The organism is Leifsonia sp. L25, from assembly GCF_050632895.1.
The window spans coordinates 1,985,283-2,008,071 of the sequence record NZ_JBODRZ010000003.1; the positions used below are offsets into that span (position 1 = coordinate 1,985,283).

Annotated in this window: 24 protein-coding genes and 1 pseudogene; 8 read left to right on the plus strand and 17 right to left on the minus strand. The window is 71.7% G+C overall.

Translation table 11 applies throughout. From position 1 onward, the window contains the following. Positions 1-44 precede the first annotated feature (44 nt). Both ACRAWC_RS13970 and ACRAWC_RS13975 read right to left on the minus strand, forming a co-directional pair. A complete protein-coding gene (locus tag ACRAWC_RS13970; protein ID WP_431349445.1) occupies positions 45-713 on the minus strand; it encodes an SDR family oxidoreductase in 669 nt (222 codons plus the stop codon). A gap of 44 nt (positions 714-757) precedes the next feature. Next, entirely contained in the window at positions 758-2,203 is a 1,446-nt protein-coding gene (locus tag ACRAWC_RS13975; protein WP_431348265.1) for a DUF6421 family protein, read from the minus strand. Between the two features lie 420 nt (positions 2,204-2,623). Here ACRAWC_RS13975 and ACRAWC_RS13980 point away from each other — a divergent pair, with 420 nt between their 5' ends. The 3 genes from ACRAWC_RS13980 (at position 2,624) to ACRAWC_RS13990 (ending at position 5,598) form a co-directional block, all read left to right on the plus strand. After that, a complete protein-coding gene (locus ACRAWC_RS13980) occupies positions 2,624-2,848 on the plus strand; it encodes a hypothetical protein (RefSeq protein WP_431348266.1) in 225 nt (74 codons plus the stop codon). Next, the gene (locus tag ACRAWC_RS13985) at positions 2,815-3,714 is read left to right on the plus strand and encodes an SDR family NAD(P)-dependent oxidoreductase (protein WP_431348267.1); all 900 of its coding nucleotides are present in this window, start codon (positions 2,815-2,817) and stop codon (positions 3,712-3,714) included. Before ACRAWC_RS13980 ends, ACRAWC_RS13985 begins: the two co-directional genes overlap by 34 nt. 171 nt (positions 3,715-3,885) lie before the next feature. Next, positions 3,886-5,598: a hypothetical protein gene (locus ACRAWC_RS13990; RefSeq protein WP_431348268.1), complete on the plus strand. Its 1,713-nt coding sequence runs from the start codon at positions 3,886-3,888 to the stop codon at positions 5,596-5,598. A 3-nt stretch (positions 5,599-5,601) separates the two neighbouring features. Here the strand turns inward: ACRAWC_RS13990 and ACRAWC_RS13995 are convergent, their stop codons facing one another. The 5 genes from ACRAWC_RS13995 to ACRAWC_RS14015 all read right to left on the minus strand — a co-directional run bounded on the left by ACRAWC_RS13995 (position 5,602) and on the right by ACRAWC_RS14015 (position 10,118). Next, positions 5,602-6,612, minus strand: coding sequence for a helix-turn-helix domain-containing protein (locus tag ACRAWC_RS13995; RefSeq protein ID WP_431348269.1), 1,011 nt, complete (start codon positions 6,610-6,612; stop codon positions 5,602-5,604). A gap of 28 nt (positions 6,613-6,640) precedes the next feature. Continuing rightward, positions 6,641-7,108, minus strand: a complete 468-nt coding sequence (locus tag ACRAWC_RS14000; protein ID WP_431348270.1) for an SRPBCC family protein — start codon at positions 7,106-7,108, stop codon at positions 6,641-6,643. Positions 7,109-7,247: 139 nt separating this feature from the next. Next, positions 7,248-8,150: an ABC transporter permease gene (locus ACRAWC_RS14005; RefSeq protein WP_431348271.1), complete on the minus strand. Its 903-nt coding sequence runs from the start codon at positions 8,148-8,150 to the stop codon at positions 7,248-7,250. Positions 8,151-8,157: 7 nt separating this feature from the next. Continuing rightward, complete coding sequence (locus ACRAWC_RS14010) at positions 8,158-9,195, minus strand: aliphatic sulfonate ABC transporter substrate-binding protein (RefSeq protein ID WP_431348272.1); 1,038 nt, start codon at positions 9,193-9,195, stop codon at positions 8,158-8,160. Between the two features lie 68 nt (positions 9,196-9,263). After that, positions 9,264-10,118 carry an ABC transporter ATP-binding protein gene (locus tag ACRAWC_RS14015; protein WP_431348273.1) on the minus strand — a complete coding sequence of 285 codons (855 nt, stop codon included), beginning with the start codon at positions 10,116-10,118 and terminating at the stop codon, positions 9,264-9,266. Between the two features lie 89 nt (positions 10,119-10,207). On the opposite strand from ACRAWC_RS14015, the gene ACRAWC_RS14020 reads away from it, so the two are divergent. Further along, entirely contained in the window at positions 10,208-10,354 is a 147-nt protein-coding gene (locus tag ACRAWC_RS14020; RefSeq protein ID WP_431348274.1) for a hypothetical protein, read from the plus strand. A gap of 32 nt (positions 10,355-10,386) precedes the next feature. Here ACRAWC_RS14020 and ACRAWC_RS14025 read toward each other — a convergent pair whose 3' ends face one another. Beyond that, complete coding sequence (locus ACRAWC_RS14025) at positions 10,387-11,232, minus strand: exodeoxyribonuclease III (protein ID WP_431348275.1); 846 nt, start codon at positions 11,230-11,232, stop codon at positions 10,387-10,389. Positions 11,233-11,287: 55 nt separating this feature from the next. On the opposite strand from ACRAWC_RS14025, the gene pyrE reads away from it, so the two are divergent. Further along, positions 11,288-11,845 (plus strand): orotate phosphoribosyltransferase, encoded by a 558-nt coding sequence (gene pyrE, locus ACRAWC_RS14030; RefSeq protein WP_431348276.1) that lies wholly within the window; start codon positions 11,288-11,290, stop codon positions 11,843-11,845. Positions 11,846-13,412: 1,567 nt separating this feature from the next. Here pyrE and ACRAWC_RS14035 read toward each other — a convergent pair. Then, positions 13,413-13,757 (minus strand): hypothetical protein, encoded by a 345-nt coding sequence (locus ACRAWC_RS14035; RefSeq protein WP_431348277.1) that lies wholly within the window; start codon positions 13,755-13,757, stop codon positions 13,413-13,415. 105 nt (positions 13,758-13,862) lie between these two features. Here ACRAWC_RS14035 and ACRAWC_RS14040 point away from each other — a divergent pair, with 105 nt between their 5' ends. Beyond that, on the plus strand, positions 13,863-15,101 hold the full coding sequence (locus tag ACRAWC_RS14040; protein WP_431348278.1) for a septum formation family protein: 1,239 nt from the start codon (positions 13,863-13,865) through the stop codon (positions 15,099-15,101). Positions 15,102-15,114: 13 nt separating this feature from the next. Here the strand turns inward: ACRAWC_RS14040 and ACRAWC_RS14045 are convergent, their stop codons facing one another. The 3 genes from ACRAWC_RS14045 to ACRAWC_RS14055 all read right to left on the minus strand — a co-directional run bounded on the left by ACRAWC_RS14045 (position 15,115) and on the right by ACRAWC_RS14055 (position 17,336). Next, the gene (locus ACRAWC_RS14045) at positions 15,115-15,915 is read right to left on the minus strand and encodes an HAD-IIA family hydrolase (RefSeq protein WP_431348279.1); all 801 of its coding nucleotides are present in this window, start codon (positions 15,913-15,915) and stop codon (positions 15,115-15,117) included. Positions 15,916-16,089: 174 nt separating this feature from the next. Next, positions 16,090-16,752 carry a DUF1254 domain-containing protein gene (locus tag ACRAWC_RS14050; protein ID WP_431348280.1) on the minus strand — a complete coding sequence of 221 codons (663 nt, stop codon included), beginning with the start codon at positions 16,750-16,752 and terminating at the stop codon, positions 16,090-16,092. Next, positions 16,749-17,336, minus strand: coding sequence for a DUF1214 domain-containing protein (locus ACRAWC_RS14055; protein WP_431348281.1), 588 nt, complete (start codon positions 17,334-17,336; stop codon positions 16,749-16,751). Before ACRAWC_RS14055 ends, ACRAWC_RS14050 begins: the two co-directional genes overlap by 4 nt. A gap of 119 nt (positions 17,337-17,455) precedes the next feature. Between ACRAWC_RS14055 and ACRAWC_RS14060 the strand changes: the two genes are divergently transcribed. Further along, complete coding sequence (locus tag ACRAWC_RS14060) at positions 17,456-18,109, plus strand: TrmH family RNA methyltransferase (protein ID WP_431348282.1); 654 nt, start codon at positions 17,456-17,458, stop codon at positions 18,107-18,109. Between the two features lie 73 nt (positions 18,110-18,182). Here the strand turns inward: ACRAWC_RS14060 and ACRAWC_RS14065 are convergent, their stop codons facing one another. After that, positions 18,183-18,596 carry a DUF3052 family protein gene (locus ACRAWC_RS14065; protein ID WP_431348283.1) on the minus strand — a complete coding sequence of 138 codons (414 nt, stop codon included), beginning with the start codon at positions 18,594-18,596 and terminating at the stop codon, positions 18,183-18,185. A 101-nt stretch (positions 18,597-18,697) separates the two neighbouring features. On the opposite strand from ACRAWC_RS14065, the gene ACRAWC_RS14070 reads away from it, so the two are divergent. Next, positions 18,698-18,862 (plus strand): hypothetical protein, encoded by a 165-nt coding sequence (locus ACRAWC_RS14070; protein WP_431348284.1) that lies wholly within the window; start codon positions 18,698-18,700, stop codon positions 18,860-18,862. 56 nt (positions 18,863-18,918) lie between these two features. On the opposite strand, the pseudogene ACRAWC_RS14075 reads toward ACRAWC_RS14070, so the two are convergent. The 4 genes and pseudogenes from ACRAWC_RS14075 to ACRAWC_RS14090 all read right to left on the minus strand — a co-directional run. Continuing rightward, a pseudogene (locus ACRAWC_RS14075) lies at positions 18,919-19,446 on the minus strand (metallophosphoesterase); the annotation flags it as partial. Positions 19,447-19,486: 40 nt separating this feature from the next. Next, a complete protein-coding gene (locus tag ACRAWC_RS14080; RefSeq protein ID WP_431348285.1) occupies positions 19,487-21,382 on the minus strand; it encodes a YhgE/Pip family protein in 1,896 nt (631 codons plus the stop codon). A gap of 13 nt (positions 21,383-21,395) precedes the next feature. Continuing rightward, entirely contained in the window at positions 21,396-22,103 is a 708-nt protein-coding gene (locus tag ACRAWC_RS14085) for a hypothetical protein (RefSeq protein WP_431348286.1), read from the minus strand. Then, positions 22,100-22,789 carry a TetR/AcrR family transcriptional regulator gene (locus tag ACRAWC_RS14090; protein ID WP_431348287.1) on the minus strand — a complete coding sequence of 230 codons (690 nt, stop codon included), beginning with the start codon at positions 22,787-22,789 and terminating at the stop codon, positions 22,100-22,102. The genes ACRAWC_RS14085 and ACRAWC_RS14090 overlap by 4 nt, the downstream gene beginning before the upstream one ends.

Below are 22,789 nucleotides of genomic sequence, written 5' to 3' on the forward strand. Positions count from 1 at the left end.
AATGTGCGTTACGGCCCCGCGAAAGTGGACATTCGGCACGAATGTCAGAGGGCGACGGGGAGGCGCGCACCGTTCAACGGCGCAGCGTCGACGTCCCAGAGGCGCACGACCTCCTCACCGAGGCGCTCCTCCAGGCCGGCGAGCGTCTTGACGACGAAGACGACGGCCGCCGACTGCGGCGCCTCCTTGCCGAGGCCCTGGGCGATAGCGCGTGTCCACGCGTCCGCCGCCGCCTTGGCCGCAGCGTAGTTCGCGCCGCCCGCGTACGGCTTGTCGACCGCCGTGGAGGACACGATGGCCAGCCGGCCGGCAGGGGAGGCGACAAGGTCGTCGTAGAAGACGCGCGTGGTGTTCCGCAGGGTCTGGAAGCCGCGCAAGAGGAAGTCCCAGTCCGCGTCGCTCTGCCCGGCGATGCCGCCACCGCCGCGCCAGCCGCCGACCAGGTGCACCAGGCCGTCGACGCGCCCGAACTTGAGGTGGATGCGCATCGCCAGCTCGGCCACCGCGTCGCGGTCGGCCAAGTCGCAGACCCGGGTGTCGACGCCGGGGACGGCCTGCGCCAGGGAGTCCAGCGCCTCCTGCCGGGTGCCGACCGCGAGCACGGTCGCGCCCGCCGCCGTGAGCGCGCGCGCCACCGCCTCGCCGGACGCGCTGGTCGCGCCGGCGATCAGCACGAGGCGCCCGGCGACGCCGTTCGCCGGCGCCGGCGCGATTCCTTCGGGTGAGAACCGCGCCGACGCCGAACCTTCCTGATCCGTCACGCCTCGTCCGTTGTTCCGGTGATGCCGGAGGTGGATTGGATGACGGTGGCCATCTTCTTGTTGAGGGCTTCGTAGAACATGGAGAGGGGGAATTCGTCGTCCAGGACGGCGTCGGTGTATCCCTTGGGTGGTCCGGCGAGGACTTCGTCCGGCAGTCCGCGTGCCCACACCGACGCCGGGTTCGGGGTCAGGGTCTGGGTGAGCATGTCGTAGGCGGCGAGCCAGTGCGCGACTTTGGGCCGGTCGATGGAGCGCCAGTACAGGTCGTTGATGCGGTCCGAGAGGGCGATGACCACGTCGGGGACCTGATCCCAGTCGATGGTGAGTTGGGTGTCGGTCCAGTGCAGCACGTTGTGCTGGTGCAGCCAGGCGAACAGCAACTGGCCGCCGAGGCCGTCGTAGTTGCGGATGCGGCTGCCGGTGATCGCGAACCGGAAGATCCGGTCGAAGATCACCGCGTACTGCACCAGTTTGGCGTGGTCGCGGATCTGTTTCTGCGCCGGGGACAGTTCCGATTCGGGCAGGGCGCCGAGTTCGCGTTGGAGGCGGACGGATTCGCGGAACGCGGTCAGGTCGCAGCGCAGTTCTTCCAGCGAGTAGAGGAAGAACGGCATCCGCTGTTTGATCATGAACGGGTCGAAGGGCAGGTCGCCGCGCATGTGGGAGCGGTCGTGGATGATGTCCCACATCACGAACGTCTCCTCCGTCAGGCGCTGGTCCTCCAGCATGAGGGCGGCATCCTCCGGGAGTTCCAGTTTCGTGATCTGTGCGGCAGCGGCCACGACCCGCCGGTAGCGGGCGGCCTCCCGGTCCTGGAAGATCGCACCCCACGTGAACGACGGAATCTCGCGCATCGCGACCGTCTCGGGGAACAGCACCGCGGAGTTGGTGTCGTAGCCCGGGGTGAAGTCCACGAAGCGCAGCGCGACGAACAGCTTGTTGCCGTAGTCGCCGGCCTCCAGCGCCGCCACGAACTCGGGCCAGATGACCTCCACCAGCACGGCCTCGACGAACCGGTTCGTGCTGCCGTTCTGCGTGTACATCGGGAACACGACCAGGTGGCCGAGCCCGTCGACGCGGTGCTGCTGCGGCTGGAACGCGTTCAGCGCGTCGAGGAAGTCGGGCACCCCGAAGCCCTCGTGGGCCCAGCGGCCGAAGTCGCGGCGAAGCGCGTCGAGGTACGCCGCGTCGTGCGGGAAGAACGGGGCGAGTTCGGCGACGGCGTCGACGATCGTCGCGGTGAGCTCGGCGGCGGCGGCCTTGTCGGACTCCTGCTCGACCGAGCCGTCCTTGACCTGCAGCGCCTGGAGGGCGGTCGCCGCTTCCTTGAGCCGCAGCCACGCGGGATGCGTCGCGACCTCGCGGACGGAGCGGGCGTCCTCGACGACCTCGGGCTCCCCGACAATGGCTCCTGCAGTGAACTGCGGGACGAATTGAGACATGACGAACCTCCCGTCGTACGATCGGCCGCGCTAGCGGCACTGCGATGGAGCGCAGCTTTCCGCGCTCCGATCCGAGCCTAACCGCGAAGTCCGGGCGATTTCTTGACAGTTTCGGCGGAAATCTGCGCAGCCGGGGCTGGTCGCGCACGAAAACGCCGCAGTGTGCCGAGGAAAGGATTTCCTCCCGCCGCGTCATGGATTCCCGGACGCCCGCTCTCTCACATGCCGGGACGTGCTCGTGCCGACCGGTGCGGCTGGCGGGGAGGCTGCTCGCGGGGTGTCCGTTCATTCGGGAAACGCCGGACACCCCGCGAAATCACAGCACCCCGCGAAATCACAGGACCCCGCGAAATCACAGCACCCCGCGGACTCGCGCCACCGGCGAAACCACGCCGCCCTCCGAACACCTAGAGTGCTCTCGTGACCACGGAGCAGACCGCCGTAGCCGTCATGGAGGCGCTGGCGTCGGTCGCCGACCCCGCCGACGCGGTCTTCCTCCAGCGCTTCTTCACGACCGGCCCCGGCGACGACCGAGCACCTCGACCCCGCTGCGAGGGCCGCATATCGGGCGGTCCCTCGCCGGAGGTGAGAGGGCCTGAGATGATGGACGAATGGCGAGAACGGTTCGAGGCGCACGCGTCCTGATCACCGGTGCGGCTTCCGGGATGGGCCTCCTCTACGCGGAGCGCGCGGTCCGGGAGGGCGCCCGCGACGTCGTGCTGTGGGATCGCGACGAGGCCGGCCTCACCCGGCTCACCGATCGTCTGCGCGCTGAAGTGCTCGCGGGCCGCACCGTCACCGCGTGGGGCGCCCCAGCAGGCTCCCCGAGTTCGGCGGCGGGAGGCACGGCAGCCGGGACGAGCATCCACCCGCACGTGGTCGACCTCCGCGAGTTGGGCGGGATCGCCCAGGCCGCGCAGTCGGTGCGCAAGGAGCTCGGCGGCGTGGACGTGCTCATCAACAACGCGGGCATCGTGCGCGGCAAGTTCTTCTGGGACCACGACAACGGCGACGACACCCGCGCGACCATGCAGGTCAATGCGCTCGCGCCGATGTACACGACGCGGGAGTTCCTGCGCGGGATGATCGGCAGCCCGCGCGAGGCGCGCATCGTCAACATCGCCTCGGCGGCCGGCACCCTGGCCAACCCGCGCATGAGCGTCTACGCGGCGAGCAAGTCCGCCGTCATCAACTGGAGCGACAGCCTCCGCCTCGAGCTGGAGCAGCAGGGCTACGGCCACGTGAAGGTGACGACCGTCGCGCCGAGCTACATCGACACCGGGATGTTCGAGGGCGCCCGCGGGCCGCTGCTCACCCCGATCCTCACCCCGGAGTACGTGGTCGACCGGGTCTGGCGGGCGATGCTCGCGGGCAAGCCGGTCCTGCTGCTGCCGTGGTCGGTCGGGCTCGCGAAGACGCTGAAGGGCGTCCTCCCCACCCGAGCCTGGGACCTCGTGGCCGGGCGGCTGTTCGGTGTCTACAGCTCGATGGACGAGTTCACCGGCCGCTGACCGCCGACCGCTCCCCGGCCGGTCGCCGCGACCGTCCGCGACTTGACGATCCGTGCCGATCCCGCGGCGGGACGTGGAGATCCGTGCACAGTCCGCCCTCCGCGCCGCACGCGTCGCCGAGCCTGAAGGTGCGGGCCGAAACCTGGCCCGTTCGTTCGAAAGGCTCGCAACATGAAACGGATCGGAACACGGATCACGGCGGCGATCGCATTCGTCGTCACGAAGGGCGTCGCGCTCGCCGCGCTCGCGGAGGCACCGAGGGCGGCGCACGCCCGGCCGGGGGCGATCGCCGGCGTCGACTGGGACACCAGGCCCACCCTCTACGGCGGCCTCTACAGCCACGTCCGCCTGGACGTGGAGCGGATCGAGGCGGCGCACGCCGGACTGCCCCTCCCGGCGCTGCGGCACTCCAACGGGGACCCGGTGGTCGGGATGCCGTACTACTTCCTCGGCCGCGACCCCGGCTCCGGCGCCTACCTTCCGGAGAGCGTCCTGGTCTGCATCGACATCCTCCACGTCGACTACCGCGTGCCCGACGGCTCCGAGTACTTCGACCTGACGACCCTGGTGCCCGAAGAGACGGCGGTTCGGATCTCGCGCACCCTGAACGCCGGCCTCCAGCTCGCCGCCGAGCGCGGCCTCTCGATCGCCGCCGACGGCTCGCAGCCGCTGACGTTCCGCACCGCCGAGGCGTCCGACATCATGCTCGCCGCGCAGATCGCAGCGTGGCACCTGTTCGCGCGGGACAACGTTTCGCAACCGCTGCCGTACCTCGAGTTGAGCGACTTCTCCGTGGACCGGCGGACCATGGGCCCCGATGGCGTCACGGTCGTGGTCGAGCCCGTCGACCTGACGGCCCTCCACGCCGAACTCGACGCACTGCTGGCGCGGTTCGAGACCACCCCGGACTTTGGGCCGGATCCCCTCACGTTCGCCGACCGCGTCACCCTCACGGATGCCGGCGCGCTCGGCGGCTTCACCCTCGAGGTCGACCCCGCCGCCTCCACGCCCGGCTACGACGACTACCTCGGGGCCACGATGTCGACCGACGGCAGCATCCACGTCACCAAGAAGAAGCCGCTCGACCGTCCCGTCACGCTCGGCTTCCGCAAGATGTTCGCACACGGCCTCGGCGGCGGGACGCCGCTCGGCAGCGGAGTCCGTGCCGCGAACGACCAGATCAAGACGGTCCTCCCCAACCTGTTCGAGAGCGGCTTCGAGGTCCCGTTCGCCCGCGACCCGGCGCCGGTCACCCCGCCGCCGCAGGAGCCGCTGACGCTGCCCGCCGTGTCCATCGCCAAGGACGACGGCCGGACGGCCGTGACCGCCGGCGAGCGCCTCGATTACGTGCTCGTCGCCGCCAACGTCGGGGACGTCCCCGCACCGGACGTGGTCGTGGTCGACACCCTCCCCGAGCACCTGGACTTCGTGGAGTCCTCTGTCGCGCCCGGCCCGGCGTCCTCCGGTTCGACGCTGGTGTGGGAGCTCGGCGAGCTGGCTGTGGGGGAGCGGCGCGAGATCGTCGTCTCGGCGGCCGTCCGTGCCGACGTGGGCCCGGGCACGTCGATCGTGAACACCGCGTCCATCACGACGGAGGGCGTCTGCGAGGACGACCCCCTGACGGGAGCCGTCTGCTCCGACGACGACACCGACATCACGGTGCCGCCCCTCGACGACCGGTCGGTCGATGAGGCGGGCGTGGCCCCGGTGAGCTCGGACGCGGCCCCGCCGGCAGGCGCGCTCGCGAGCACCGGCGACGCGCTCACGAACGCATGGAAGATGGCGGCGCTGGCCATCGTGCTGCTGGTGACGAGCGGTTGGCTCGCCATCGCTCAGGCGATGAAGCGGCGGCCCGCGCGGACGCAGCCTTCGACCCGGACGTAGCCGCTAGCGCAGCACGGGAGCGGGTGGCGAGTCCGGGTGCGGGCTCGCCACCCGTCCGCGCGCCGCGACCCCTGCGATCGAGGCCCGGAACGCACGGGGCGACGTGGCGTACCGCTCCGCGAAAAGCCGGCTGAAGTGCGCCGCGTCCTTGAACCCCCACCGAGCCCCGACCTCGGCGATCCGGAGGCCGCCGAACTCCGAGTCGGACAGGTCCATCCGGCAGCGCTCCAGCCGCCGCGACCGCACCCACGCCGCGACCGTGCTGTCATGCTCCCCGAACAGCGCGTGGAGCTTGCGCACCGACATGAAGTTGGCGCTCGCGATCTCCGCCACCGTCAGGTCGGGCCGGGAGAGGTTCAGCTCGATGTACTCGATGACCCGGTCGAGCTGGGACTCCCTGGCGCCGGTCTCGCGATCCTGCAGCGCCTCCACCACGACGGCGCCCAGCATCCCGACCGCGCTGTCGACCAGTCGCCGGCCCGCGCTGCCCTCGAGCCGGTGGGCGGTGCGCCCGAGTTGCACGGCGAGCGGGTGGACGATGCCGACGAGGGGACGCTCCCGCTCGAACCGCACCGCCACCACTTCGTCGACCGTGCTCGCGGGCACCGGCAACGCGCGGTGCGGGATCCGCACGATGAGGCTCTCCCCGCCGTGGTCGAGCACGAAGGGGCGCGCGGCAGAGTACGCGGTGATGTCACCGGCCCGCACCACGGCGGTTCGGCCGTCCTGCTCGAGGGCGCTCTCCCCGGTGAGCTGGATGTGGATCATCGCGTTGGCCCCGGTCTCGCTCCCGCCGTGCTGGTCGGGCTGCTCGACCGTGTGCCGCGAGCCGCTGATGGCGTTGAACACGACGCCGCCGACGATCGCGCCGCTCACGGCCGTGCGGAAGGTCTGCGACTCGCGGGTCGTGCAGAGCAGCGGGACGGTCGTCTCCCTGAACTTGCGGCGCGTCTCGTCGAAACCCAGGAGCAGCCGCGCGAATCTCCGATCCGGCGGCTGCTCCCCAGGGTTCATGGGGCGAGAACCTAGCAGACCCTTCGGGTCAGGCGACGCCTCCCCGGTCCACATCCTCGCGCCAGGCGCCGGTCTCGGCCGGCTGCGCCTCGATGAACTCCTTGAAGTTGCGGAGGTCCTTCTTGACGGCGTGGTCGTCGACGCCCAGCGCGGCGCCCACCTTCTCCAGCGCGTCGCCCGGCTGCCAGTCGAACTGCACGGTCACGCGCGTGCTGTCGTCGGAGAGGCGGTGGAAGGTGACGACTCCCGCGTGGACGACGTCTCCCGCGACGCTCTTCCAGGCGACACGCTCGTCCGGGTGCTGCTCGGCGATGACAGTGTCGAACTCGCGGGTCACACCGCCGATCTTCACGCGCCAGTGGTTCGTGGTGGCGTCGACCTGGCGGATGTCCTCCACCTCGTCGAGGAAGTGCGGGAAGCTCTCGAACTGGGTCCACTGGTTGTACGCGGTGGTGACGGGCACGTTCACGTCGATGCTCTGGGTCACGGTGGCCATGGGCCGATTCCTTTCCTCGATGGCGCATCTCGATGGCTCGATCGCGCATCTCGATGTGTACGGATTCGGCGTCGACGCTAGGCGGGATCGCCGAGGCGTTCGAGGGGTCGACAGTCGGCCGGGATGGTGGGAAGAGGGATCAGGCCCAGCGGCGGTTCGCCCACCGCTCGAACAGCCCGACCAGCGAGTCGGTCAGCTTGCCGAGGATCGCGAGCAGGATGATCGCCAGGAACAGCCGGTCCGTGCGCCCGTTGTTCTGCGAGTCGCTGAGCAGGAAGCCGAGCCCCATGGATGACGCGATCAGCTCCGCCGCGACGAGGAACAGCCACGCCTGCGCGAGCGCGAGCCGGAGCCCCGACACCACCGCGGGCAGCACGGACGGCAACTGCACGGTCGTGAACAGCCGGACGCCCCCGAGCCCGAACGCGCGGCCGGCCTCCACGAGCTGCCGGTCGACGTGCCGGAGCGCGGCGGCGACGGTCGTGTAGACCGGGAAGAACGCGCCGATCGCGATCAGGATGATCTTGGAGTCCTCGCCGATCTTGAACCACAGGATCAGCAGCGGCACCCAGGCGAGCGACGGCACCGCCCGGATCGCGCCGAGGGTCGGGCTGAACAGGATGTCGCCGAGGCGCGACAGCCCGACGATCGCGCCGAACAGCAGCCCGAGCGCCGCCCCGATCGCGAACCCGATGAGGACGCGCTGCGTCGAGATGGCGATGTAGAGGCCGAGCAGGCCGCGCTGGGCGAGGTCGACGCCGGCCTGCACGACCATCGCGGGGGTGGGGAGCTGGGAGGAGGAGAACGCGCCGGACGTGGAGACGAGCTGCCAGACGATGAGCAGCGCGACCGGGATCAGAGAGCCGCCGACGATCCGCACCGAGCGGCGCGAGAGGAACGGCGCGCGCGACGATGCCGCCCGCGGCTTCGGCTCCTGCGGCGTCGGCTCCCGCGGCGTTCGGCGCGCGACGGGGAGGCCGCCGTCCGGTCCCCCGACGACGATCAGCGGCCCGTCGCCGTCCGGCGCGTTCTGATACGTCATCCCGCGCTCAACCGCCGATCGCGCTCGGGTCGGCCTTCGTGGCGAAGGTCGGGTCGAGGAGGGTGCTCAGCGCCGTGTCGATGTCGCCCTGCGTGCGCACGTCGCCGGACTGCACGAAGATCGGGCCGACCTTCTTCAGCACCGCGAGCTGGGCCGCTCCGGGGATGTTGGAGACGCCGAGGTTGGTGCGCTCGGTGATGACCGTGGTCGCGACCGCCGGGTCGATGCCGGCGACGTCCGCGAGGATCTTCGCCGTGTCGTCCGGGTGCTTCAGCGCCCAGGCGCGCGCGTGCTCGTAGGTGTTCACGACCGTCTGTGCGACGTCCGGCTTCGACGAGAGGAAGGACTCGGTCGCGTTGAGGAACCCGAAGGTGTTGAACTTCACGTTCCGGCAGAGCAGCTTCGCCCCGGACTTCTGGGCGTTGGCCATGATCGGGTCGAGCCCGCTCCACGCCTGCACCGAGCCGTTCTGCAGCGCCGCCCAGCCGTCGGCGTGCTGGAGGTTCTGGATCGTGACATCGTTCGCCGACAGCCCGTTGGCCTCCAGCGCCTGCAGCAGGAAGAAGTAGGGGTCGGTGCCCTTCGTCGCCGCGATCTGCTTGCCCTTGAGCTCCTTCACCGAGGTGATCGGGGAGTTCGGGCCGACCACGAGGGCCGACCATTCGGGCTGGGAGAAGATGTCGATCGTCTTGATGGCCGAGCCGTTGGCGCGCGCGAGGAGGGCGGCCGAGCCCGCCGTGGAACCGACGTCGATCGCGCCGGAGCGGAGCGCCTCGTTGGCCTTGTTGGAGCCGGCCGACTGCACCCAGTTGACCGTGATGCCCTGCTTCTTGAGGGCCTTCTCGAGCCAGCCCTCCTTCTTGATGACCATGCTGAGCGGGTTGTAGGTCGCGAAGTCGATGTTGAGCGTCCCGCCCTTCGTGACGCCGGCGGTGCTCTGGGAGCCGGCGGCGGCGCCTTCCCCGGCGACGCAGCCGGTGAGCAGGAGGGCGGCCGCGGCGGCGACGGCCGCGGCGGCGGGGAGGATGGTGGGTCTGCGGTGCATCGGGTGCCTCTCGGGTCTGGTGGGGCGGTGCTGTGTTCCGTGGCTGGTGCTGGTTGTGCTGGCCGGGCTCAGTACGGGAACGGCGCGATGGCGGGCGCCTGGTGGTCGTCCAGCGCCCTCCCGTGCCGGTCGATCCCGAGCCCGTCGAGCAGTTCGGCGCGGAGCTCGGCGAGCGCCGCGGAGCCCCGGTCGCGCGGTCGGGTGCCGGGGACCGTGACGACGCGACGGATGGTCGCGCCGTCACGGCCGTCCTCGCGGCCCAGCAGGATGACGCGGTCGGCGAGCTGGAGTGCCTCGTCCACGTCGTGCGTGACGAGGAGGATGGTGGCGGGGTTCGCGGTGTGGACGTCGAGGAGGAGGTCCTGCATCCGCAGCCGCGTGAGCGCATCGAGCGCCCCGAACGGCTCGTCCAGCAGCAGGACTCCCGGGTTCCGGGCCAGCGCCCGCGCGAGCGAGGCGCGCTGCGCCATCCCGCCGGACACCTCCCGCGGACGCAGCGAGGCGGCTGCCTCCAGCCCGACCAGCTCGAGCAGCCTCCCGACCCGCTCGCGCCCGTCGGCCCGGTCGAGCCCGCGCGGCAGCCCGAGCGCGACGTTGTCGGCGAGCGACCGCCACGGCAGCAGCCGCGGCTCCTGGAACCCGACAGCGCACCGGGCGTCGATCCCCGCGACGGGCGACCCGTCGATCCGCGCCGCACCGGCCGTGGGCGAGTCGAGCCCGCCCGCGATGCGCAGCAGCGTCGACTTGCCGCACCCACTGGCCCCGAGGATCGCGACGACCTCACCGGCCGCGACGCTCAGCGACACGTCCCGCAGAACGGGCCTCACGGAGGCGGCGGCCCCGCGCTGCCGAAGCCCGGGAAACGCCCGCCCGACACCGACGAAGTCGACGGAGAACGCGGACGCAGGGGAGGCGGAAGGCATGGTCCCTCGACGCTATCGACAGCGGCCCAGCGGGCGCTCCCGGGGCGCAATGCGGCGTAACGAACGGTTGCGAAAGGGTTGCGCGGCAGTTGCCGTCGTTCCCAGGGCTCGCGCCCGACTTCGACACCGTGACCGTCGTCGACGCACACACAGGTTCGGTGCTGGGCACGCGCCCCGACATCCAGGCGCGCGGAGTCAGCATCATCGGCTCGGGCTGCACCACGACCTCCATGTGAAGGCGGCTCGCGGCGCAATCAGAGAGTCGTGCTCACCAGATCATCGGCCGGTCGTCGTCGTCCTCATGCGTCGCGACCTCCGCCAGCTCGACGAGCACCGGCACGTGGTCGCTCGGCGCGTCGCCTTTGCGCTCGTTCCGGTGGATGCTCGCGCCCGACACCCGGTCGGCGAACGCCGGCGAGCCGAGGATGAAGTCGATCCGGAGCCCCTCGTTGCGCGGGAAGCGGAGTTGCTTGTAGTCCCAGTACGTGTACCCGTCGGGGACGATCGGCCGCACGACATCCGTCAGTCCGACCTTCTCGAAGGCAGCGAACGCGGTGCGCTCCGGCGGCGAGATGTGCGTGGAGACGCCCGGGATGAGGCTCGGGTCGCCGACGTCGGAGTCGAGCGGCGCCACGTTCCAGTCGCCCATCAGCGCGAGCTGCTGACCCGGGTTCTCGGCCAGCCAGCGCTGGGTGTCCGCGGCGAGGGCGGCCAGCCAGTCCAGCTTGTAGACGTAGTGCGGGTCGGCGAGCGAGCGGCCGTTGGGGACATACAGGCTCCACAACCGCACGCCGTCCACCGTCGCGCCGATCGCGCGGGCCTCCTTCGGGAGGTCGGGGCCGTCGTGGTCCTTCAGGAACCCGGGCATGTCGGGGAAGCCGACCTCGACGTCCTCGATCGGCAGCCGGGCGGCGATCGCGACGCCGTTCCACTGGTTCAGGCCGTGCAGGACGACCTCGTAACCGGCCGCCTCGAACGCCTCGTACGGGAACTGCTCCGGCTTGCATTTGATCTCCTGCATGGCCAGAACGTCCACGTCCTCCCGGACCATCCAGTCCACCACCCGGGCGACTCGGGTACGGATGGAGTTCACATTCCACGTGGCGACGCGCATGCCCCGATCGTATCGGGGACCGCCGACCCCTTGCCCGGAGCGGGTTAACCGTAGAATGTCAGACGTGACCGACGCACGACAGCAGCTCATCGACTTCATCTCCGCCGAGGCCGTCTTCCACGGCGACTTCACGCTGACCAGCGGAAAGAAGGCCAGCTACTACGTCGACCTGCGCAAGGTGAGCCTCGACCACCGGGTGGCGCCCCTGATCGGCCAGGTCATGATCGACCTGATCGCGGAGGTCCCGGATGTGGTCGCCGTCGGCGGGATGACGATGGGCGCCGACCCGGTCGCCGCCGCGATCCTGCACCAGGGCGCGGCCCGCGGGCTCGCGTACGACGCGTTCGTCGTCCGCAAGGAGCCGAAGGACCACGGTCGCGGCAAGCAGGTCGAGGGCCCGGACCTCCAGGGCAAGCGCGTCATCGTGCTGGAGGACACGTCCACGACCGGGGGCTCCCCGCTGAAGGCCATCGAGGCCCTCAAGAAGGTCGGCGCGGAGATCGCCGGCGTCGCGGTGGTCGTCGACCGCAACACGGGCGCGCGCGAAGTCATCGAGTCGGCCGGCTACCCGTACTTCGCCGCCATCGGCCTCGAGGATCTGGGGCTGGAGTAGTGGCGGAACACCGCGAACCCCCGGCGGGCGACGAGCCGGATCGGGAGCAGGCGACGGAGCCAGAGGTGGGGAGCTCGGAGTGGTTCCTCGCGCAGCTCAGCGGCGGCCGCCCGTTGACGCGGCCGCAAGCGCCGGATGCGGAGAGCGCGGCCACGGAGGCTGGGCCCGGGGAGCCGGGTTCGGCTCCCGATGCTGCGCCGGTTGAGCAGGCCGCACCGGCCGCCCCCGCTGCTCCCGCCTCCTCCGCTCCCCCGGTGGAGTCTGAGTCTGCTTCGCCGGTCGGTGGCGTTCCGGCCGAAGCTGCCGCTCCGGCCGGTTCGGTACCGGTCTGGCCATTCGCCTCGCCGACCGCGGCTTCCGACGAGCCCCTGCCGCCGACGGAGCCTGCCGCGCCCGTCCCTTCGGCTCCCGCGTCCTCGTCCGCGTTCGAGGACCTCCTCCGCGAACCGCACACGCCTGAGTCCACGGCCGACGACAGTGCCGCCGCGCTGCCGGATGGAACACTCATCGCCCCGACCGCCCCCGGCTTCACCTGGAACCTGACGTCCCGCGATGCCGCGGCACCCGAGGTCCCGTCGCTGTTCGACGAGACCGAGGGCCCGGCCGGGGATGTGGACGCCGGGGATGGGGACGCCGAGGACGATGCTCCTCCCGTTCGTCGCTCGAACTTCGTCGAGCCGACCCCCTCGCAGCCGACGCCCGTTCCTCCGGCGGCGCCGGAGTCCGGCGCCGAGCCGGCGCACGCGGCACCCGGGCAGGGCTCGATTCCGGTGCCGGACGGCGCACCGGTGCCTGCGCCTGCACCGGCTGCAGATCAGCCCGCTACGACGCCGCCGGAGCCTGCGTCCGTGGCCGAGCCGACACCCGTGCCGACCGAGCCGGCTGCGCCCGCTGCGACGCCGCCGACTCAGGCGTTCGAACCCACCGGCTTCGTGGCCGCGTTGCGCATACCGCAGCCTCCGGAGGTCGGCGACCGCTTCTCCGGTCCCGATGAGGTTCTGGAGCCTGCCACGCCGGATCAGGCCGTGCCCGGCTTCCCCCGCCGCGAGCCGACAGCGCCCGAACCCGCGCCGTCCGGCGCAGTGGCACCCGGACCTGAAGCGGCGGGGCCTGATGCGCTCGAGCCGCCCGTTGCCGAGCCTGCCCCGACCGGCCCCATCGAGGGCCACGGCCTGGCGGCTCTGCTCGGAATGTTCGAGGAGGAGCGTCCCGCTCCGCGTCCGCTGCTCGGGGACACCACGGGCATCATCCCCATCCAGGCCCCTCCCCTGACCCGAAAGGACGCACTCCAGGCCGAGGCCGAAGCCCAAGCCCAGGCGGACGCCGACGAGCGCGCGCAGGCCGAGGCGCAGGCGCGAGCTGAGGCTCAGGCGGAGGCGCAGGCGCGAGCTGAGGCGCAGGCTCAGGCGGAGGCGCAGGCCAGAGCTGAGGCGCAGGCCAGGGCTGAGGCGCAGGCCAGGGCTGAGGCGCAGGCTCGAGCTGAGGCGCAGGCTCAGGCGCAGGCCGAGGCCTCTGAGCGCGCGCGTGCCGAGGAACAGGCCGCGGCAGCACGAGCCGAGGCCGAGGCTCAGGCGCGCGCCTGGGCGGCCGCCGGCGGCGCCAGCGACGGCCAGGACGTCGTGCCAACGCCGCCTCCCCTGAGCGAACCGGGCGTCGCGCCGGCCGGGTACGACGGGGCCGCCCAGACCGAGGCGGTCCTCGGCGCGCCGCCGTCTCCCGCGACCAGTCCGTTCGACGCGGAGGCGCTCGCCGCGGCCTCGGCTGCCGCACCGGATGTCTTCGCGCCCGTGACCGATCCGGCGTCGGAGCGCGCGGCGGACCTTCCCGTGTCCGCCGTGCCCGACGCCGCCAACGAGCCGGGCGATGACGAGCAGGACGGCATCGCCGAGCTCTTCGGCGACTTCGGCGTCAACGAGGAGTCCGACGACGGCGCCCACGATGAGGAGAACGGACACGCCCAGCGGCCGGCCGCCGAGGGCGGAAGCTTCCCTCGTCCGCGGAAGCCGCTGAGGAGGGTGTGCCGTTCACCTTCGGCGAGTCGGCGGCCCAAGGCCGGCCCACGCCGGTCGGCGAGCCGGCCGAGCGTGTTCAGCCGTCGTCCTTCGCCGTGCCGGTCGCGCCGGTCGAGCCGGTCGAGCCTGTCGAGCCGTCGTCCTCTGAGCCGGTGGCGGACGGGGCGCTTCCGACGTTCGGCATGCCCTCCGGACCGGCCGATCAGGCGCCGAATGGGGACGGGGCCGACGCCCTTCTCCCCGCGGCCGCGCTGGGGATGGACGCCATCCTCTTCCCCGAGCTCGCGACTGAGCAGGAGCAGGACGTTCCCCCGGAGTCCGATGCGCTTCCGCGTCACGAGGCCTCGGCGCATCACGCCCCGTCGTCGGTGGACGGCGCCGAGTTCGCCTTCGACGCCCCGTCGGCCGGGCTGGAGGGTCCGCAGGTCGGTTCGGGGACGAGCGGTTTCGACGCCCTCCTGACGCCCACGGTGGCCTTCGACGCGCTGGACACGCCGACCGTCGCGTTCGACGCCGCCGCCGCAGCCCGCGACACGACTCCGCCTGTCCGCGACGCTCAGCCGACATCCGCCGCCGACTCGGTCTCCGGCGCCTCCGCACCCCCCACCTCCGCACCCCCGGCCCCGCCTTCCGAACAGCCCCCCACCAACCGCCGCCTCTTCCTCATCCTCGGCGTCCTCGCGGTGCTGCTCGTCCTGGTCGGCCTGTTCGCGCTCGGCACCCGCCTCCCGTCGCTGTTCGGCGCGCCCGCGGGCGCCCCGAAGGCCTCGACGTCCACGACCCCGTCGGCCACCCCGACGCCGACGCCGACGCCCACGCCGACTCCCACCGTCAGCCCGAAGCCGGCCGCGGCGGTAGGGCCGGGCACCCACGCGTGGAACACGCTCGGCGGCGGCGAGTGCGTTCAGCCGTACACCAGCCCGTGGGCGGAGACGTTCACCGTCGTGGACTGCACGGCCCCGCACTCCGCGCAGCTCGTCTACACCAACCTGGTCTCCGCCGACCCCGCAGCGCCCTACCCGGGCACCGATGCGCTCGCGCAGCAGATCAACACCCTGTGCACGGCCTCAGGCGTGATCGACCTCAACGCCGCCGCCGCGTACCCGGACCTCCAGGTGCAGGGCGCATTCCCGGCGACCGAGGCGCAGTGGAAGAGCGGGCAGCGGTCCTACTACTGTTTCGCGAACCGCTCCAGCGGCCAGCCGCTGACGTCCACCGTGGCGGGGCCGGGTCCGACCGGCTGACCGGCGCGCCGACTCAGAGGTCCGACTCGACCGGCACCGACGCGACCAACTCCTTCACGCCGGACAGGATCTCGTCCGGACGGAACGGGTAGCGGTCGATCTCCGCCTGGTCGCTGATCCCGGTCAGAACGAGGATCGTGTGGAGGCCGGCCTCGATGCCGGCGACGACGTCGGTGTCCATCCGGTCGCCGATCATCGCGGTGTTCTCGGAGTGCGCGCCGATGCGGTTGAGCGCAGAGCGGAACATCATCGGGTTGGGCTTGCCCACCACGTACGGCTCCATGCCGCCGGTCGCCTTCGTGATCATCGCCGTGACCGCTCCGGTCGCGGGCAACGGACCCTCGGCGCTCGGGCCGGTGGCGTCCGGGTTGGTCGCGATGAAGCGCGCCCCCGCGCCGATCAGGCGGACGGCCTTCGTGATGGCGTCGAACGAGTAACTGCGGGTCTCCCCGACGACCACGTAGTCCGGGTTCGTGTCGGTCATGATGAAGCCGGCCTCGTGCAGGGCGGTCGTGAGCCCGGCCTCCCCGATGACGTAGGCGCTGCCTCCCGGCTTCTGCGACCGCAGGAAGTCGGCCGTCGCCAGCGCGGAGGTCCAGATCGACTCCTCCGGCACGTCGAGGCCGGAGGCGCGCAGCCGGGCCGCGAGGTCGCGCGGGGTGTAGATCGAGTTGTTGGTGAGCACCAGGAAGGGTGTGCCCTGGTCGCGCCACTGCTGGATCAGCTCGGACGCGCCGGGGAGCGCGGAGTTCTCGTGGACGAGGACGCCGTCCATGTCGGTCAGCCAGCATTCGATCTCGTCGCGTCGCGCCACGCAGGACCCCTTCCGATGGTGAAGTGACGCCACCAGCATATTGCCCGGGCGTTGCAGGAAGGTTTCGGTCCGCTGTCGGAGTGACGCGCAGCGCCGTCGAGCTGCATATTGCCCGGGCGTTGCAGGAAGGTTTCGGTCCGCTGTCGGAGTGACGCGCAGTGCCGCCAAGCCGCATCACGCCGGCCGGTACGGCGTGAGTTGCGCCTGCTTCGCCAGCGCGTACGCCGCGCTGCGGTCGGCATCGTCGGCCACGAACACCCGGCCGATGACCAGAGCGGCGCGATGGGGGACGTCGATGCGCGTCATCCCGCGCGGCGTCGTGCCGCCCCAGCCGGCGTCGCAGAGGAGGAAGTCCCCGGGACCCGTTCCCGTCGTGCGGGTGCCCACGTAGGCGAAATTGGAGCCGGAGACGGGATCGGTGAATTGGATGCTGAGGTAGCGGCCGGCCGAATCGGGCACGTGCAGCACCTGCGGACCGGCCGCGACCTCCAGCCAGCCGCCCAGGTACAGGAGGTCGTCGGCGCCGGTGGCGATGACGCTGCCTGCCGTGGCGGACTGCGACGCGCTCTCCGGTACGGCGTAGAGCGTGTTCACGGGTATCGGGCCGCCGCCCATCCCGCGCTTCGTGAAGACGCGCCTGAAGCCTCCGACCGTGATGCGCGGCCAGAAGTAGACGAACAGGAACGTTCCGGCCGCCCAGACGACCACCGCCGCGATGCCGAGGGGGACGATCGCGGCCGGGCCGCCATCCACGATGCGCCGGTACACGACCCAGCCGAAGATCACGAGGATGACGACGGTGATCGGGGTGGCGTACTTCAGGATCAGGCGATTCACGACCGCACCTCGACGACCGGCGGGAGCTGGTAGTCGCCGTCCAGGATCGCGCGCCCGGGAAGATAGGCGCGAAGCATGAGCGAGAACCGGCCCGGGGGAGTCGCCAGCCAGTTCAGCGCAGCATCCGGCGGTCGTTGCGCCTGCAGCAGGATCTCCAGCGAGCCGTCGGGCTCCGCGCGCAGACCCGACTGGCTGCCGAGGCTCGACCGTCCTCCCCGGGTTTCGACGATGTAGCCCGTCGGGTCCGTCGCGGTGAGCGACCAGAACGCGCCGTTCGGGGAAGACCGTCGGCCGCGAAACGCACCCGATAGCCACGGTCCCCGCTGAGCCGCGAGCCGGTGGCATCGGTGTTGGCGCTCCAGTACGCGGCCTCCTCGAAGCTGTTGACGACCGGCAGGGCCTTCTGCAGTGCGGCGCGGACCAGCAGCCCGTTTCCGGGACGGCCGGCACGGCGGATCGCCCGCCAGCCGTTCACGGTCGTCGTTTCGGACCTCGCCACGGCGTTCAGCAGCAGGACCGTGGTCACGTATGCGAACGTCGCGCCGATGATCACACCCTGGACGACGCCGGAATCGGCCAACCACCGGAAGAATCCGCCCACGGGGAAACCCTAGGCAGGGGAAGGGGCCGGGGCAAGCAGGGCTGTTTCGAAGAACACGGTCCTGCCCGGGCTGCCCGCGGCGGCTCCGGCTACGCTGAGTCGGTGAGTCCGGAGACCCCCCAGCCCAGCGACCTGCCGCCGTCCGCCGAGCTGACCACGCACGGCGTCGGCCCGTGGCCCGGCGAGTGGCCGGACGACGAGCGTTACGATCCCGAGCTGCTGCGGCACGGCGACACCCGCAACGTGATCGACCGCTACCGCTACTGGCGGATGGAGGCCGTGGTCGCGGACCTGGACCAGCATCGCCACCCGTTCCACGTTGCGATCGAGAACTGGCAGCACGACATGAACATCGGCTCCATCGTGCGCAGCGCGAACGCGTTCGCCGCCGACACCGTGCACATCATCGGCCGGCGACGGTGGAACAAGCGCGGCGCGATGGTCACCGACCGCTACCAGCACGTGGTCCACCACGACGACGTGGAGGCCTTCGTCGCCTGGGCGCGGGAGGCCGGCCTCCCGATCGTGGCGGTCGACAATGTGCCGGGCTCAGTGCTGATCGAGACGTACCGGATGCCGCGCGAGTGCGTGCTGCTGTTCGGCCAGGAGGGCCCCGGCCTCTCACCCGCCGCCCTGGAGGCCGCCGACATCGTCGTCGAGATCTCCCAGTTCGGCTCGACCCGCTCCATCAACGCGTCGGCCGCCGCCGCCGTCGCCATGCACGCCTGGATCCTCCAGCACGTCCCCTTCGACTAGCCATCGATTCCTCACTTTCTCCCGCAACACGCCGCGCGGAGGCGGGAGAAAGTGAGGAATCGATGGCGTCGGGTCAGCGGTTGGTGCGGCGGATGACGAGTTTGAGGGCGGACCAGTCGGCGGAGAGTGCGGCGACTTTGACGTCGACGAGCCCGCGGGCGAGCGCGGTGTCGCGGATGAGGTTCTCGTCGATGTCGCTGACATGGCCGGCGGCCTTCCGCGGCCACGCCGCCCAGATCATCCCGGCGGGGTGGATGCGCGGCGCCAGCGCGTCGAGCTCGGCGACGTAGTCGGCCGCCTCCCGGTAGAACGCGACGATGAGCCCGGCCGGCTCCGCCGATGAGGGTGCGAGCCACTCCACGTCCACGGGCCCGTCCTCCACGGGCACCGCCCAGCCCGGGTCGGCGTGCAGGAGCTGCGCGCGCATCCCGGGCTTGAGGCCGAGCTTCTTCCAGAGCGGCGTGCCCGAGTAGCCGGCGCCGCTCACACCGCGCCCTGCCAGCCGGCGTCCGCCGCGATCCGCGCGATCGCGTCGGCATCGAGGTCGTAGACCGTCGCGCCGTCGTCGGGTGCCGGCGCGCGCACGACATGTGCCCGTACTGCGCCGTCGGCGGGGAGCTCGACGAGTGCGAACCCGGCCCCGCGCTCGGCGCGCTCCGCGGGCGCGGCCAGAGCACGTCCGTCGTGTTGGCGACGGCGGGGGCCACCACGACCGGGATGTCCCCGGCGCCCGCCGAGGTGATGAGCGCGTGATGGTAGTGCCCGGCCAGGATCAGCCGCACATCCCCTTCCGAGCACGCCTCGAGCAGCGGGTCCGGGTCGACCAGCCGCAGCCTCTCGAACAGCCCCGTGGTCGGCGGGACCGGCGGATGGTGCAGCACCACGATGGTCCCGTTCGCGCTCGGCTCGGCGAGAACCTCCCGAAGCCGCGCGAGCCGGATGTCGCCGACCGTTCCGTAGCCGGCCCGAGCCACGGTCGTGTCGACCGTCACGACCCGGAAGCCGCGGACCGGGAGAACCCGCTCCCGCTCTCCGAGCACCTCCTCGAAGGCGTCAGGGAGGTCGTGGTTCCCGATCGCGTACGCGACCGCCGCCCCTCGTTCCGCCGCCCAGGGCTCCAGCCGCTCTCGCAGCAGCCGGTACGACGCCGCCGTCCCGTCGTCGGACAGGTCGCCGGACACCACCACCAGGTCCACCGTCTCCAGTTCGCCGGCGCGCACGAGCACCCGATCGAGCGCTTCGAGGGTGTCGACCAGCCCGTACTGGAGGCGGCCGTCGCCGTAGAGATGCGTGTCGCTGAGGTGGAGGATCCGGAGTCGGTCGGTCACGCCGCCCACCCTAGCGCCACGGTCCGACGCCAGCGAGGCTGCCGGCGCCTCAGCCGATCAGCGACGGCCGCAGGTCGCGCAGCGTGCGGAAGTGCGTCATCCGTGTCACCCCGATCGCCGACACGAGCAGCGCGATCAGCATCCACACCGCGAGGACGCCCGCGTCCGCCCACGCCGTCGCGGGGTTGCCGCCGTACATGAGCTGGCGGATGCCGTCGACGGCATATGACATCGGCAGCACGTGGTGGAGTGCCGCGAGCGGCCCCGGAAGCGTCTGCCACGGGAAGGTGCCACCCGCGGTGACGAGCTGCAGCACCATGAGCACGAGCCCGAGGAACTGCCCGACGCTCCCCAGCCAGACGTTGAGCGCGAGGATGATGGCCGCGAACGTCACCGACGCGAGCGCCATCATCCCGAACATGCCGAGCGGGTTATGGATGCCGAAGCCGAGCGCGCCCGAGACGATCGCGAACAGCCCGATCATCTGGACAGCGCCGAGCAGGCCCGGCGTGAGCCACCCGGCGAGCGTGATCTTCACCGGCGAGTGGAGGGCGGTGATCGCCCGCCGGGACACCGGCTTGACGATGAGGAACAACGCGTAGATGCCGATCCAGCCCGCGAGCGCGACGAAGAACGGCGCCAGGCCCGCGCCGTACGTACCGGCCGAGGTGACCGAGTCGTTCTTCAGGTTCACCGGGTCGGCGATCGTGGATGCCTGCTTCTTCTGGAGGGCGGGCGAGTTGTCCGGGATCTGAGCGACGCCCTTCGCGAGGCCGTCGTGGAGCTGGGTGGTGCCGTCGTGCAGCGTCGTGAGGCCGTCCCGGAGCTTCGCCGAACCGGTCGCCGCCGAGGCGGCTCCGCTCGCGAGCTGCGCGGCGCCGGCCTGCGCCTGCGACGCCCCGTCGGCGACCTGGGACGCCCCGGACGACACCTGCGCCGCCCCGGCGGCGACCTGGTCGGACCCTGCCGCGAGTCGGCTGACCTGCCCGACGGCGGACTGGATCTGCGTGTTGCCGGTCTGCACCTTCTGGTCGATGCCGTTGAGCCCGGCCTCCACCTGCGCGATCACGGCCGGCTCGACGTGCGACGCCTGGAGCTGCGCGATGAGCTGCTGCCCGGCGGCGGGCGCCTCGACCGCGAGCTGCGCCGCAGCCTGACCGGCCTGGGTGGCCTTGGCCGCGAGCCGGTCGTTCCCGGCAGCGACCTGGGAGGCGCCGGCGCTGACCTGGGCCGCGCCGTCGCGCACCTGCGCCGCGCCGGACGACAGGTCGCCGAGCTTGCTCGCCAGCGTCTGCGTCCCGCTCGCGAGCTGGGCGGTCCCGTCGGCGAGCCGGGCGGCCCCGCTCTGCGCGCCGGCGCTGCCGTCCATGAGCTGTGCGGCGCCGCCCTCCGCCTTCACCAGGCTGGTGCGGATGTCGGCGAGTCCGAGCAGGAAGCGCTGGGCGGCCTCCTCGTTCACCTGCTTGACGATGGAGGAGCGGATCTTCTCGGCCGCCTGCGTTCCGATGGTCGACGCCAGGTAGCTGTTGGTGTCGTTGGTGGTCAGGGTGACGATCGCGCGCTGCGGCGATGTTCCGGAGGCCGATGCGAGCGCTGTGGAGAAGTCGGACGGGAAGGTGATGCTGAAGTCGTACTTCGAGTCGTCCACGCCGGACGCGGCGGAGCCCGAGGCGACACGATGCCACTGGAAGGAGCCGTCCGCGATGAGCTGGTCGGCGACCTGGCTGCCGTAGTTCACGGTCTTGCCGTCGACGGTCGTGCCGGTATCGTCCACCACGATCGCCGCGGGGATGCGGTCGAGGTTCGCGTACGGGTTCTGGTTGGCCCAGAGGTAGAGGCCGCCGTAGAGCACCGGGACGCACATCAGGGCGATGAGCGCCACGATGGACATCGGGCTGGCGGTCAGGCGGCGGAACTCGGCCGCGATCATCTGGGGGATCTTCATGAATTCTCCACGATCAGGTCGCCCGATTCCGGACGGAACAGATCGTCGGTGTCGTCGCGTGCCGGGTCTTCGTCGAAAGTCTGAGGTACTGAGTCGGCGTCGTCGTCGCCGGTGAACTGCCGTGACACGAGCGCGGACGCCGCGATCGCCGCGGCGGAGGCATCGCCCGCGACGACGAGCACGGCGATGCCGCGCCCGGCGAGTTCGCGCGCGAACCGCCACCACTCCACAGGGTCACCGCCGTGCCGGTCGGGGAGACGATCACGACGCCCTCGACGTCCTTCCGGAGCAGCGCCAGCTCGGTGAGGAGGCGGATGAGGACGGTCGGCGGGACGGTCCCGATCGCGTACCGGGCGTATTCGCCCGCGCCCAGCCCCGCGAGCCGGCGGCGCACCGCGAGCGGGTGGGAGGCGAGACCGGCGAACATCAGCTCCTCGGCGACGATCCCGGCCACGGTCACGTCGGACGCCGGCTCGCAGACGTCGGGAGCGTCGACCAGCGCGATGCGCCGGCGCATGGCACCGAAGTCGGTACGGCCGTCGATCGTGACCGTGCCGGAGTCGGGCCGCATCCGTCCGGACGCGATCAGCCCGAGCACGGTCGGCCGCTGCTCTGTCTCGGCGCGGGAGAGCGCGGCCTGGCCGGTCTCGAACGCGACCGAGGTCGCGGGGAGGGCGGCGTCGCGCGCTCCCTTGGCGACGGAGTCGAGGATGATCTTCATCGGGCGGTCGCCTCCGTGCCGGCAGAGGCGCCCTGCACGGCGTCGAACGCGAGCTCCGGCGTCGCCGCCAGCAACTCACCGGCCTCGCGCCATCCCATCCCCGCAGCGGACAGCGCGGCCAGGATGACCAGCCGGTGTCCGTCGCGGTCGGAGAGCTTCGTGCGCGTCGCCTCGTCGAGTACGGACACCGCCGCGTGCTCGATGAGCCGGGTGACGGTCTCCGTGTCGAGGTCGGTGCGGATCGTCCCGTCCGTCATCCCGCGGCCGACCGTGCCGCGCAGCCGTTCGCGTGCCGGGTCGAGCGCGCTGCCGACCAGCTCGCGGTGCGGCCCGCGCACGGCGAGGGCGGCGCTGACCCGGATGTGCTCCACCTCGGCCCAGAGCGTCGCGCCGAACAGCGCGATCTCGACGCGGGCGTCGGGATGCGACACCGGGTCGAGCAGTGCGGCCAGACGGGCGGCGCCGCGCGTGAACACGTCGATCAGCAGCTCGTCCCGGTTGGCGAAGTGGCCGTAGACCGCGCGCCGGCTGAGCCCCGCACGGGCCGCGATGGCTTCGAGGGAGGCGTCGATGTCCTCGTTGAGCGCGGCGGCGGCGGCGACCAGGAGGGCCTCCCGGTTCGCGGTCGCGTCGCGCCGTGGAGCGCGTGCGGGCGCGGCGGGGCGGGGCGCGGGGGTGGTGGGCAT